Below are 12,641 nucleotides of genomic sequence, written 5' to 3'. Positions count from 1 at the left end.
TTACCGTGGTCAACGTGTCCGATTGTACCGACGTTGACGTGTGGCTTTACGCGTTCAAACTTGGCCTTTGCCATGGGTATTTCCTCTTTTTTTGGGGTCAAATGCTAAGCTCGTATAAATACGATAACAAAGACGATCTTGACCACATTAAGATAATTGTTAAAAGGGTACACATACTAATGTGCAGATATTATAAGAAAATCACCGCCAATAACAAGTCTTTTAACCAATTATTGGCGTATTCTTCTATGACAACAGAGAGATAATAGCTACATTGTCATATTTAATAGACGATTACTTACTCGTCATCATCTTTATTGTTGAATTTAGAGATGATGTCAGCAGCAACTGATTTTGGAATCTCAGCGTACTTTTGGAATTCCATTGAATAAGTAGCACGGCCTTGTGACATTGAGCGCATTTGTGTGGCATAACCAAACATTTCTGCTAATGGTACTTCGGCACGGATCTGCTTAGTACCGCCAGGTAAGTCTTCCATACCCTGTACTAAACCACGACGACGGTTAAGATCGCCCATGATATCGCCCATATAATCTTCAGGCGTTTCAACTTCAACTTTCATGATTGGCTCAAGTAGCGCTGGATCTGCTGCCATGAAGCCTTTTCTGAATGCCATAGAACCAGCCATCTTAAATGATAGCTCATCCGAATCGACGTCATGGTAAGAACCGTCATACAAGGTCGCTTTTACGCCAACCACTGGATAACCAGCAAGTACGCCATTTTTCATGCGTTCTCGGATACCTTTATCAACAGCACCATGGAATTCTTTCGGTACAGTACCACCAACAACTTCTTCAGCGAATTCATATTCAGTATCGCCCGCTGGATCAAGTGGCTCAAGACGTAACCAAACGTGACCGAATTTACCACGACCACCAGTCTGACGTACGAATTTGCCTTCTTGCTCAACCGTGTTACGAATCGTTTCACGATAAGCAACCTGCGGCGCACCGATGTTCGCTTCAACGTTAAACTCACGCTTCATACGATCAACAAGAATCTCTAGATGCAGCTCACCCATACCACTGATGATTGTCTGACCAGACTCTTCGTCAGTATGTACACGGAACGATGGATCTTCTTTCGCCAAACGACCTAAAGCGATTGACATTCTTTCTTGGTCAGCTTTGGTCTTAGGTTCAACCGCTAGGCTGATAACTGGATCTGGGAATTCCATGCGCTCAAGCGTGATAACATTTTGCTCATCACATAGCGTATCACCAGTCGTTACATCTTTCATGCCGACCAATGCAGCGATATCACCAGTACGGATTTCTTGCAACTCTTCTTGAGAGTTAGCCATCATCTGTACGATACGACCAACGCGCTCACGCTTCATTTTAACTGGGTTATAAACACTGCTGCCTTGCGTTAAAACGCCTGAATAAACACGAACGAAGGTTAAGTTACCAACGAATTTGTCATTCATGATTTTAAATGCTAAAGCTGAGAATGGCGCTTCATCTGACGCTTCACGAGTGCCTTCAGTTTCATCTTTGTCATCAAGGATACCTTTAATAGCAGGTACATCCATTGGTGCTGGAAGATACTGAATAACCGCATCCAACATCTTTTGTACACCTTTGTTTTTAAAGGCAGTACCACAAAGTAATGGAATGATTTGGTTATCAATAGTCAATTGACGAATAGCAACGTTGATCTGCTCTACAGACAACTCGCCATTTTCTAAATACTCATTCATCAATTCTTCTGTTGCTTCAGCCGCATTTTCTACAAGAATCTCACGATACTCTTCTGCTTTTTCTTGTAGTTCAGCTGGGATTTCGCGCTCTTCAAACTCCATACCTTGAGATGCTTCATCCCAATAAAGAGCTTTCATCGTAACTAGATCGATAACGCCTTCGAAGTCATCTTCTTTACCAATTGGAATAACCAATGGCACAGGATTACCACCTAGACGAGTTTTGATCTGCTCAATAACACGATAGAAATCAGCGCCAACGCGATCCATTTTGTTTACAAATGCAAGGCGTGGAACCTTATATTTGTTAGCCTGACGCCATACGGTCTCAGACTGTGGCTGAACGCCGCCTACTGCACAGTAAACCATGCAAGCGCCATCAAGTACACGCATAGAACGTTCAACTTCGATCGTGAAGTCAACGTGACCTGGGGTGTCAATGATGTTGATACGATGTTCGTCAAACTGTTTTGCCATACCTGACCAAAAACAAGTCGTCGCCGCTGAGGTAATAGTAATACCGCGCTCTTGTTCTTGCTCCATCCAGTCCATAGTGGCTGCGCCATCATGTACTTCACCAAGTTTGTGACTAACACCGGTATAAAATAAAACACGCTCAGTAGTGGTTGTCTTACCAGCATCGATGTGCGCTGAGATACCAATGTTGCGATAGCGTTTTAGGGGAGTTTTACGAGCCATAGTGTTTTCCTAGGAAAAGTCGTGTAAATAATAATGTATTGTGTCTCTACCTCATACTCTATGACAAAGCGGTCAGCTTCATATTACTTACTGATTATTGAGCCTAATACGGACAAAAAAAGAGCAAATACTAAGAATAGTGCGGCATCAGATTTGGGATGCTCTCTTGTGACAAGCATACTTAATTAAGAGAGACATCTTGATAGATGTCCGCCATCTCGTTGTTGATAGTCAAAAACTAGTTACAACAAGATAAACGATGGCGGCAATCAATAGAATAAATAACAATGTAAGATTAGCTGACTTCAGCCAGCTAATCTAAAGCTACTACTAATAAACAGTAGCTTAGAAGCGGTAATGAGAGAACGCTTTGTTAGCATCTGCCATGCGGTGAACTTCGTCACGCTTTTTCATAGCAGCGCCTTTGCCATCAGCAGCATCATTCAATTCGCCAGCTAAACGCAAAGCCATTGATTTTTCAGAACGCTTAGCAGCAGCTTCAGCTAACCAACGCATAGCCAAGGCAGTACGACGGGAGGGGCGTACTTCCATTGGTACTTGGTAGGTTGCACCACCAACGCGGCGAGCTTTCACTTCTACCATTGGGCGTACATTTTCTAAAACTTCTTCGAAGAAAGATACTGGATCTTCGATTTTACGTTTTTCGCTTACTGTTTCAAGTGCACCGTAAACGATACGCTCAGCAGTAGATTTTTTACCATGACTCATTACATGGTTGATGAATTTTGCAACAGTTTGGCTACCAAACTTAGGATCCGGTAGGATCTCACGGGTAGCAACGACGCGACGTCTTGGCATAATAAATATCCTTTTCTTCAGGAGTGTCTGACATTCACAATCTCGCACCAATTAATATTGGATGGCGTTATATCGAGTTGTCAGTCAGCCTTACTGCACGGCGGTATGTTTTAACAGTGAATTACTAATTTAATAATACTGTCAACACCAGACCCATGCACAGTTAATGTTTGGTATAAAAAAGCTTAGCTAATAACGATTATTTATTAAACTTTAGGCTTCTTAGCACCATATTTAGAGCGACCTTGCTTACGGTCTTTAACGCCTGCGCAATCTAATGCACCACGAACGGTGTGATAACGTACACCTGGTAGATCTTTTACACGACCACCACGGATAAGAACAACACTGTGCTCTTGTAGGTTATGACCTTCGCCGCCGATGTAGCTTGATACTTCATAGCCTGAAGTCAAACGTACACGACATACTTTACGCATGGCTGAGTTAGGTTTTTTAGGGGTAGTAGTATATACGCGAGTACATACACCACGACGTTGTGGGCACGCTTCCAACGCAGGAACTTTTGACTTTTCCTTGATGGTTTTGCGACCTTTACGAATCAATTGGTTAGTTGTTGCCATGAGGCATCCTTCTCCCGTTTGGTATAAAACAAAAAAATGGGGAAACGCACCATCCATCTGACTTTAATGACAGATTTTGGTACACCCATTTTTAGGACAGTGTATTATAAAGAGTTGTTGCTGCTATTTCAACCACTTATGCGTGATTGCACTTTACAACATTTGATAGATATGCATTCACCCTACCACTATAACACTTTATCTATTTTTAGTTAGAAATCAGCTAAAAAGTAGATTGTCATACAGTATATCGAATGTAGCGTTACGAACGATTTAAATAAGATGTTTGACTATAAATAAATAGCAATTTATAAATACTAAATGGCGATATTATCTTGTTTTTCAAGAGAAAGAAGACATTATCGCCAAAATTAGCAGTAGATATCCAGCTCATAATCTTTCTATGATATAAGCTGGCTTAAGAAAGAAGGTACTTAAGTCTGATTGTTTAGACGCTCTTATTTGCTTTTCTTGTTAGCCGTCTTATTTGATTTGCTGTCAGAGGATTTATTCTGACTACCTTGCTTGTCATTGTTGTCATTGTTGTCATTGTCGTCTTTCTGCGTTTCTTTCACGACCTTTTCATTAGCTTCTTGACGGTTGTTTTTATCTTCAGCAGTGTCTTTCTTGCTATCAGTATCCTTGCTTGACTCTTTCTCAGCATCTTGCTGCTTGTCATTGTCAGCTGTTTTGTTTACCTTAGCTTCATTACCACTATCATCAGTGATTGCGCGATTGGCAAGTTTGGCTTCTGGGGCAAAAGTCGCTTGAGCCACGCCAATCACTTCATCAATGAGCTGGCTGTTGTAGCGCATACCAACGATAACAGCGGTAACTGGTAAGAATTTGCGTATCCATGTTAAATTGATTTTATCCAAGTCAATACCGACCTGACTGGCAATACTGTCAACTTGTTCTGCATAAAAGTTGACATTTTTATCCTTTAGACCTAGGTTTTTTAGCTCATTGTGTAGACCACTGCTTTGGGCATTATCCAATAAACCTTTACCAATACCAATACCTGCTAGCAATGCTTGTTTTTCTTGCATCTTGCTCAGATCAGCATTTGCTAGCAGCTCGTATGCCATTTTGACGCCTTGTTTACCCGTTAACGGCTTATTATAAACAGCACCCAACTGATAGACGGTACGTAATGATACCAATAAAAGCCAAAGTGTATCAGCCAGTAAACCAGGAAGCCCAGCCAAACCTGTTAAGCCCCCTATCGTTGCCAATGCACGGTTTTGATTGGCGATATCAGTGGCTAATGCATAACGCTCTTCATCATCCAAGCTTGCGATATTAGCGAAACGATGCTCATTAGGTAAATCAATCTGACTCCAATTAGAGGCAAGATTTGCCACTTGTGCAAAAGCACCATCGACCGTCGACTGAAAAAAACTGTTTGGCACTACTTTTTTGGCATATTTACCATAAGTGGCAAAACGTGGCCCTAATAATTGCTGAGTGGCTTTTAACGTTTGCTCACGGAACAAATCCTGCTGATAGTCTTCATCGCCTAAGTTGACTGCTTTGTATTGACGCGGTTTGCCCGTCTTAGCATTCATGCTATCAATCATAGCGCCCATGCGCTCTAGATTATTGCGAGTAAAAGAGCCAACGGTAGTGATACCTTTAGAGAGAGTGCTACGCTTCGCCATCGTGATGTCCTTAATGTGATGAGTAATTTTGTTTTATTGTAAGCGATTTATAATAATAGATGTGCCATTCTAGTCAATCACTATAATCGATGTCAGTGCGAACAATGTTATCGCAATCACAAATTTTGTATCCAAAAGTATCACTTGATGTATGATTGATACCATCATATAAGCTGTCTTCAAGCAAATAGTCTTTTTAGATGGCTTTAGACAGCAAGCGCGATTTTGTCGTTATTTTGCACTTGTACAAAGATTTTGGACGCTCGATACGTTATCATGTGCCATAACTCACAGTACACTTGTACTTCTATTTATAAGTAATCCGTTACTTATAGATAATCAGTTACCAAGCATATAGTTTTACTATAATCATCACAATGATTGTAAAATGAAGCTTTGACGCTCAATATACCCTAATATTAAATAATAGAAATACATACTTAAAAACGATTATTAAAAGTAATTGTGAAAAATCGTTACTCATAAGGAATAGAATATGCGCCGCGTTGTTATCACTGGAGCAGGGATTGTCTCTTGTATCGGACATGATTTAGCCACGGTTACTGCCGCTCTAAAGCAAGGGCAGTCTGGCATTACATTTAATGAGGCTTATGCTGAGCATGGGTTTAAATCACACGTTAGCGGTAGTATCGACCAGTCAACGCTTGATACCAGTGGTATCGATCGTAAGTTGAAGCGGTTTTTTAGTGATGCCAGTCTATACGCTTATGTCAGTGCTTTAAATGCCATTGAGCAGTCTGGTTTGTCGCTTGAAACCATCAATAATAATCCACGCGTGGGCGTGGTCGCAAGCTCTGGCGGCGCATCGACAGAGAATATTGTCAATGCCATAGATGCCATGCGGGATAAAGGTCTGCGCGGTGTCGGCGCGATGGCTGTGCCAAAAACAATGGGCAGCTCAGTATCAGCGGCACTGGCAACAGGTTTAAAAATCCAAGGCGTATCATACTCGCTCACCTCTGCTTGTGCGACGTCGACCCATTGCATCGGTCATGCGGCTGAACTTATTCAGTTAGGCAAAGCAGACGTGATACTTGCCGGCGGTAGTGAAGCGGAACATTGGACACAGTCTTGTATGTTTGATGCCATGGGTGCAGTCAGTACGCAGTATAATGAAACACCGCAGCGCGCCTCAAGAGCTTATGATAAAGATCGTGATGGCTTTGTGATTGCTGCTGGTGGTGCGATGGTCGTGGTTGAAAGTCTAGAACATGCACAAGCACGTGGTGCCAACATATTGGCTGAAATCGTCGGTTATGGTGCTAGCTCTGATGGTGCTGAAATGGTTGCGCCAAGTGGTGAAGGTGCCGTGCGCTGTATGCAGCAAGCACTAGCCGAAGCTGGTTTGCAAACTGTCGACTATATCAATAGCCACGGTACTAGTACGCCACTTGGTGACATCACTGAGCTTAAAGCCATTGCTAAAGCATTTGGCGATGATATCAGTCAAGTACCTGCGATCAGCTCTACTAAATCTATGACAGGTCATAGCCTTGGTGCCGTTGGTGCGCAAGAATTAATCTATTGCTTATTGATGCTACAAGAAGGCTTCATTGCGCCCAGTATCAATGTTGATAATTTAGACCCTGCGGCTGAAGGCTTTGATATTGTTACCGAAATGCGTGAAGCCAAGCTTGAGACACTAATGAGCAACAGCTTTGGCTTCGGCGGTACTAATGCCACATTAATCATTAAAAAGTTTGACGCCTAACTATGCTCGCAGCACATCCTCTCAAAACTGAGCAGACAATGTCTGATCCATCGCCAGCTACTAAACCTAGCTGGCGTTTTGGTGACCTATCGGCTGCAGAACTTATGCCGCTGCTACAGCAGTATTTGATAGCACAAGATACTAAGGCAAACTGGCAATTGGTTTGGCTCAACAATGATGGTCAACCAGTGATTGGCTTATTGCCAAAAGTGAGCTGGTCTGTTTATGATTGCGCTGAAAACACGCTAGATTTGAACGAACAAGCAGCCCTTTATCAAGTCACAAAAACCTATCGTGACGCCGTTCACAATGATATCACTAGCACTCATATGAGTTATAGCGACTGGCAAGATGAATTAATCAGTTATAGTCAAACTTATGATACTGATAATGAAAACTCAGAATCAGTAAGCGATTTAAATGAAGAACCAAGTTATCATCATGGTCTGATAGGTTTTATTGGTTATGATATTGCGGCTCATGAGCTAAGCCCGGCCGCCAAAATTGAGCGAGCAGCACAGCCTTGTGCCGTATTAGGACATTATGATATTTACCTAGCACCTGAGAAAAATCATGGCAACACGGGTTGGGAATTAACGATAAAGGCAACTGCTAACGACTCTGAAAACGACTTTAATAATCAGCAAAAAAATAAAATAATCACGGCACTTGTCTCTTATTTAGATATAGTAGATAAAAAGCTGGCTGATAACTGTCTCAATAAAACGCAACTGACAGCATCACCACTGCCTGCTCCTTTAGTGTTAAAATCACGATGGCGCAAACAAGACTATCAACAAGCATTTAATCAAACCCAAAACTATCTACAGCAAGGCGACTGTTATCAAATCAACCTAACCCAAGAATGGCAAGGTTTTTTTGATCATAATCCTAGTGATAATGGCACCTTGCCGATGCTGATTGATTATTTACCTGCTCTACATCGTAATACCCAAGCACCTTTTACCGGATACTTAGCGGTTAATCCCTTTAACCGTGAAATCAAAGATAATACGTCCCAGCATCCGTTTGAATTATTGAGCTGCTCGCCTGAGTTGTTTTTTACATTTACCAAGGATATCGATACTGGCAAGCACCATATCATCACTAAGCCCATCAAAGGGACCATGCCGCGCAGCACCAATATTCAACAAGACCATGCTTATAAACAGCAACTGACTGATAGTGAAAAGGATCGCGCCGAAAATGTGATGATTGTCGATTTATTGCGTAATGACTTGGGTAAATATGCCAAGATAGGCAGCGTAAAAGTGCCGCAGTTATTCGCGATTGAGAGTTTTAGCAATGTGCACCATATGGTCAGCACTATTACCGCAGAATTACAGACGGACACTCACCCACTTGCCGTTTTGTTTGGTAGTTTGCCTGCTGGCTCAATTACTGGTACACCAAAAAAGCGAGCGGTTGAAATTATATCTGAGCTAGAAACTAAACCGCGCGGTGCTTATTGCGGCACATTGGGCTATATGAACTTTGATGGTAGTGGTCAATGGAATGTACTCATTCGTACGCTGCAAGCTAACACTTCATCACATAATGAGTTGGATAAAAAAAGACATATTAGCTTATGGGCAGGCGGTGGTATCACTGTCGCCTCTGATTGCGATGCTGAATACCAAGAATGTTTGGATAAAGTCGGTAACCTGTTAAGTGTTTTAACTCAAGAAAATACCCACAAATACCCTTAAGATTTTTCTAAAAACGTGACTAGAGAAATTCTTCAAAAAGCCTGCGCAACATGATGTTGGCAGGCTTTTTATCAATATAAGTATCGTGATTCAATTATTAACTGTCAAAATCGCGAACCAGATATTAATCAGTGATAATTTCAGCCTCTTTCTGCAACGTCTGTAAAGCATCTATCAAACGGTTGTTTTGCTCTGCTGTACCGGTAGTGATACGCAAATACTCATTGATGCGTGGCTTGTCAAAATGACGGACGATGATGCCTTGCTCACGTAACGCATTCGCTACCGCATTGGCATTACCTTCTTTAGGGCGGGCAAAAACAAAGTTGGCATGCGATGGCAACACATCAAAACCTAACGCTGTCAGCTCTGCTGTGAGAGATTGGCGTAAGTCGATGACTTGCTGGCAGGTCTGAGTAAAATACTCGACATCCAATACACTGGCAGTCGCCCCTACTTGCGCCAGCTTATCCAGTGGATAGCTATTAAAGCTGTTTTTCATACGGGTTAAGGCTTCAATCAATGAGGCATTACCAAAAGCCATACCAATGCGTAATCCAGCAAGCGAACGTGACTTGGAAAAGGTTTGGGTCACAAGAATGTTGTCAAACTCATTGATTAGGCTCACTGCTGAAATTTCTGCATCTGAACTACCGTCAACTGCCCGCGCAAAATCAATATAAGCCTCATCAATCACAATCACTGAGTTTGAATGCTCACTAGCCAGCTTGCGAATATCAGCAAGCGATAATAATAATCCAGTTGGGGCATTTGGATTGGCAATGATAATGCCGCTACAAGGCTGGCGATAAGCATCAGGATCAATACTAAAATCTTCTTCCAAGGCGATTTGTACCAGCTCGATACCAAAGGTCTGCGCATAGACTGGATAGAAACTATAGCTGATATCAGGTGCTAAAACAGGTCGCTCTTTTAGGAAAAAGCTGGCAAATACTAGCGCCAATACTTCATCAGAGCCATTGCCAACAAACACTTGGTTGATATCAATATCATAGAGTTGTGCCAATGCGGCACGCAAATCATCAGACTCAGGCGCTGGATATAAACGCAGATCATCCGCTTGCTGCTCTAGGACTTTTGCGATTGCCTCGCCTACTTTCGGTGACGGCGGGAATGGGTTTTCATTGGTATTTAATTTGCATAAATTTTCATGCTGAGGCTGCTCACCAGGAACGTAAGGTGACAAATTACGCGCTTTAGATGACCAAAGTCTGGTGTCTATCTTTAACTCACTCATAAGTTATCCTACTATTAGCCACATAAATTATTAAATATAAATCTCAAAAGTACAATTCAAAAGCAATCATTAAGCCACGTTACTGATAACGATAACGGGCTGAACGCGCATGGGCTTCTAAGTCCTCACGTTGCGCTAAAATATCTGCGGTCTCAGCCAATGGCTTACTACCGGCTTCAGTACAATAAATAATAGAGGATTTCTTTTGGAAATCATAAACACCAAGCGGTGAAGAGAAACGCGCGGTGCCAGAGGTTGGCAACACGTGATTGGGTCCTGCACAGTAGTCACCAATCGCCTCAGGCGTGTGACGTCCCATGAAAATAGCACCTGCATGACGAATATCGTTGAGTAGCGCATCAGGATGATCAACTGACAACTCTAAATGTTCTGGGGCAACCCGATTAATCACCGCCATACCTTCCGCGCGGTCTTTGACTAAAATAAGTGCGCCACGATTTTTTAGTGAATCGCGGGCGATATCGGCTTTTGGCAACTCTGCCAGCGCTTTTTCAATTTCAGCCGCGACGTCTGCAAGCTGCTGTCCACTGGTCGTGACAAAGATAGCTTGAGCGATACGGTCATGCTCAGCCTGTGACAATAAATCCATCGCCAACCAATTGGCGCGATCTTGCGCCTCGCCCTCTGCATAGACCAATACTTCAGAGGGACCAGCGATCATATCAATCCCAACTTGACCAAATACTGCGCGCTTTGCCGCTGCAACATATTTATTACCAGGGCCAGTGATTTTATCCACCGCTGGAATCGTTTCGGTACCATACGCCAAGGCAGCAACCGCTTGCGCACCGCCGATGGTAAAGACACGGTCGACTTGTGCCAAATGTGCGGCGGCTAACACCAATGGATTGAGCACGCCTGTCGGCGCTGGCACCACCATGATGACCTCTTTAACACCCGCCACTTTGGCAGGAATCGCATTCATCAATACCGAAGACGGATAAGAGGCCAAACCACCAGGGACATAGATGCCTACTCGATCAAGTGCGGTGACTTTTTGACCCAAGCGATTACCAAGCTCATCTTCATACTGCCAAGTCTCTTGTACTTGGCGCTCATGAAAGGTCTGCACACGCGTTGCTGCGGTGGTCAATGCCAATTTCACTGTATCATCAAGATTCGCAAACGCTTCAGCAAGCGCCTCTTTAGACAGCTCTAGCTCTTGCATCGTCGTCGCCGGATGCTGATCGAATTGCTGGGTTAACGCCAGTACGACGCGATCGCCATCACGCCGAACTTGCGCGATGATATCATCAACGGTCTTTAACAAATCGGCATCATTGACGGTTTCAAAGGCAAGTAACTCTGTCAATTGACTGTCAAAATCGGCATCTTGGGTACTTAGTTGGCGCATGACTTAATCCTATATCTGAGCATAAAAAACTGCTGAAAATTAGCGATGTAAAAATGAGGGGTATTGAGTATTAATAATAATTGTGATGGCTGATATACCAGCTTCTATATATTTAGTTTGTTCAGATTATACTAACCTCATACTTTCTGGCAAGCAAATACAACAAAACCAGTTTAGCACGCTATATCTATCTTATAGCGCTAAACTGGTTTAAAAATTTGTATGACAATGCTTAAGATTACCAATGATTAGTATCGTTTGATAAAGCATTGATTCATTAGGAATTAATTTATGAAGCGCTGGCAATACTATTTTTGAAGCTATCTAAAATCGGCTCAAGTAACGCAAATTTACGCTTGTAGCTCACTTGATTGACGATAAGGCGTGAGGACACATCGCAAATATGATCGCGTGCTTCAAGACCGTTGGCGCGCAACGTATTACCTGTATCAACCACATCGACGATCAAATCACCCAATCCGACCAACGGCGCAAGCTCCATAGAGCCATACAGTTTAATCACATCCACTTGCTGACCTTGGCTGGCAAAGTAAGCGCGGGCAACATTGACGTATTTGGTCGCAATACGTAGGCGACGATTGGGTAGCGGCGCATCTTTCACGCCAGCTGTCATCAACTTACACTGAGCAATTTGCAAATCAAGTAATTCATAGACATGGTTGGCACCATGCTCAAGCAACACATCTTTACCCGCCACCCCAAAGTCAGCCGCGCCATGTTCAACGTAGGTTGGCACATCACTGGCACGCAAAATCAATACACGCACGTTGGGGTTCGAGGTTGGAAAAATAAGTTTGCGTGAGGCTTCAGGATCTTCTAACAACTCAACACCAGCTGCGCGTAGCAGTGGCATGGTCTCTTCTAGAATACGACCTTTTGATAAGGCCAGTGTTAAGCCTGAAAACTCATCATTTACTTCATTTAATAAACCATCATTTGGTAGGCTATTGCTTGCTTCAGTCATAATGACATCGTGTCCATGTGCAGTTAACACCCCCGCTGAAGGGGGCTTTTAGTGGTAGGTTACTAATAGTGCTAGACTACTAAGCTATTCATATCA

The 12,641-nt window shown here is 42.9% G+C and carries 9 protein-coding genes and 1 pseudogene; 2 read left to right on the top strand and 8 right to left on the bottom strand.

The genetic code is table 11. The annotated features are described in order from the left end of the window. The 5 genes and pseudogenes from ACI2JM_RS13215 to ACI2JM_RS13195 form a co-directional block, all read right to left on the bottom strand. A pseudogene (locus ACI2JM_RS13215) lies at positions 1-74 on the bottom strand (elongation factor Tu); the annotation flags it as partial. A gap of 224 nt (positions 75-298) precedes the next feature. Next, the gene (fusA, locus tag ACI2JM_RS13210; protein ID WP_055125899.1) at positions 299-2,425 is read right to left on the bottom strand and encodes an elongation factor G; all 2,127 of its coding nucleotides are present in this window, start codon (positions 2,423-2,425) and stop codon (positions 299-301) included. A gap of 345 nt (positions 2,426-2,770) precedes the next feature. Beyond that, positions 2,771-3,244 carry a 30S ribosomal protein S7 gene (gene rpsG, locus ACI2JM_RS13205; RefSeq protein WP_021814163.1) on the bottom strand — a complete coding sequence of 158 codons (474 nt, stop codon included), beginning with the start codon at positions 3,242-3,244 and terminating at the stop codon, positions 2,771-2,773. 206 nt (positions 3,245-3,450) lie between these two features. Continuing rightward, positions 3,451-3,825 carry a 30S ribosomal protein S12 gene (gene rpsL / locus ACI2JM_RS13200; protein ID WP_011281154.1) on the bottom strand — a complete coding sequence of 125 codons (375 nt, stop codon included), beginning with the start codon at positions 3,823-3,825 and terminating at the stop codon, positions 3,451-3,453. Between the two features lie 458 nt (positions 3,826-4,283). Continuing rightward, positions 4,284-5,486 carry an EcsC family protein gene (locus ACI2JM_RS13195; protein WP_404644768.1) on the bottom strand — a complete coding sequence of 401 codons (1,203 nt, stop codon included), beginning with the start codon at positions 5,484-5,486 and terminating at the stop codon, positions 4,284-4,286. A 496-nt stretch (positions 5,487-5,982) separates the two neighbouring features. Between ACI2JM_RS13195 and ACI2JM_RS13190 the strand changes: the two genes are divergently transcribed. Continuing rightward, positions 5,983-7,218, top strand: coding sequence for a beta-ketoacyl-ACP synthase II (locus ACI2JM_RS13190; protein WP_201540647.1), 1,236 nt, complete (start codon positions 5,983-5,985; stop codon positions 7,216-7,218). 38 nt (positions 7,219-7,256) lie between these two features. Further along, positions 7,257-8,927 carry an anthranilate synthase component I family protein gene (locus ACI2JM_RS13185; RefSeq protein WP_404644766.1) on the top strand — a complete coding sequence of 557 codons (1,671 nt, stop codon included), beginning with the start codon at positions 7,257-7,259 and terminating at the stop codon, positions 8,925-8,927. A gap of 124 nt (positions 8,928-9,051) precedes the next feature. Here ACI2JM_RS13185 and hisC read toward each other — a convergent pair whose 3' ends face one another. From hisC to hisG, 3 genes are all read right to left on the bottom strand, one after another. Beyond that, complete coding sequence (gene hisC, locus ACI2JM_RS13180; RefSeq protein WP_404644764.1) at positions 9,052-10,185, bottom strand: histidinol-phosphate transaminase; 1,134 nt, start codon at positions 10,183-10,185, stop codon at positions 9,052-9,054. 79 nt (positions 10,186-10,264) lie between these two features. Next, complete coding sequence (gene hisD / locus ACI2JM_RS13175) at positions 10,265-11,560, bottom strand: histidinol dehydrogenase (RefSeq protein ID WP_404644762.1); 1,296 nt, start codon at positions 11,558-11,560, stop codon at positions 10,265-10,267. A 289-nt stretch (positions 11,561-11,849) separates the two neighbouring features. Continuing rightward, positions 11,850-12,545, bottom strand: a complete 696-nt coding sequence (gene hisG / locus ACI2JM_RS13170) for an ATP phosphoribosyltransferase (protein WP_045447985.1) — start codon at positions 12,543-12,545, stop codon at positions 11,850-11,852. Positions 12,546-12,641 lie beyond the last annotated feature (96 nt).

The organism is Psychrobacter sp. NPDC064578 (assembly GCF_044901245.1).
Lineage (GTDB): Bacteria > Pseudomonadota > Gammaproteobacteria > Pseudomonadales > Moraxellaceae > Psychrobacter > Psychrobacter cibarius_C.
This window is presented reverse-complemented; position numbering and strand designations above follow the sequence as displayed.

What these genes read in the sequence shown, in the direction of transcription:
- hisC (WP_404644764.1), bottom strand. Translation starts at nt 10,185, where the DNA reads ATGAGTGAGTTAAAGATAGACACCAGACTTTGGTCATCTAAAGCGCGT.
- fusA (WP_055125899.1), bottom strand. Translation starts at nt 2,425, where the DNA reads ATGGCTCGTAAAACTCCCCTAAAACGCTATCGCAACATTGGTATCTCA.
- rpsG (WP_021814163.1), bottom strand. Translation starts at nt 3,244, where the DNA reads ATGCCAAGACGTCGCGTCGTTGCTACCCGTGAGATCCTACCGGATCCT.
- ACI2JM_RS13195 (WP_404644768.1), bottom strand. Translation starts at nt 5,486, where the DNA reads ATGGCGAAGCGTAGCACTCTCTCTAAAGGTATCACTACCGTTGGCTCT.
- ACI2JM_RS13185 (WP_404644766.1), top strand. Translation starts at nt 7,257, where the DNA reads ATGTCTGATCCATCGCCAGCTACTAAACCTAGCTGGCGTTTTGGTGAC.
- ACI2JM_RS13190 (WP_201540647.1), top strand. Translation starts at nt 5,983, where the DNA reads ATGCGCCGCGTTGTTATCACTGGAGCAGGGATTGTCTCTTGTATCGGA.
- rpsL (WP_011281154.1), bottom strand. Translation starts at nt 3,825, where the DNA reads ATGGCAACAACTAACCAATTGATTCGTAAAGGTCGCAAAACCATCAAG.
- hisG (WP_045447985.1), bottom strand. Translation starts at nt 12,545, where the DNA reads ATGACTGAAGCAAGCAATAGCCTACCAAATGATGGTTTATTAAATGAA.
- hisD (WP_404644762.1), bottom strand. Translation starts at nt 11,560, where the DNA reads ATGCGCCAACTAAGTACCCAAGATGCCGATTTTGACAGTCAATTGACA.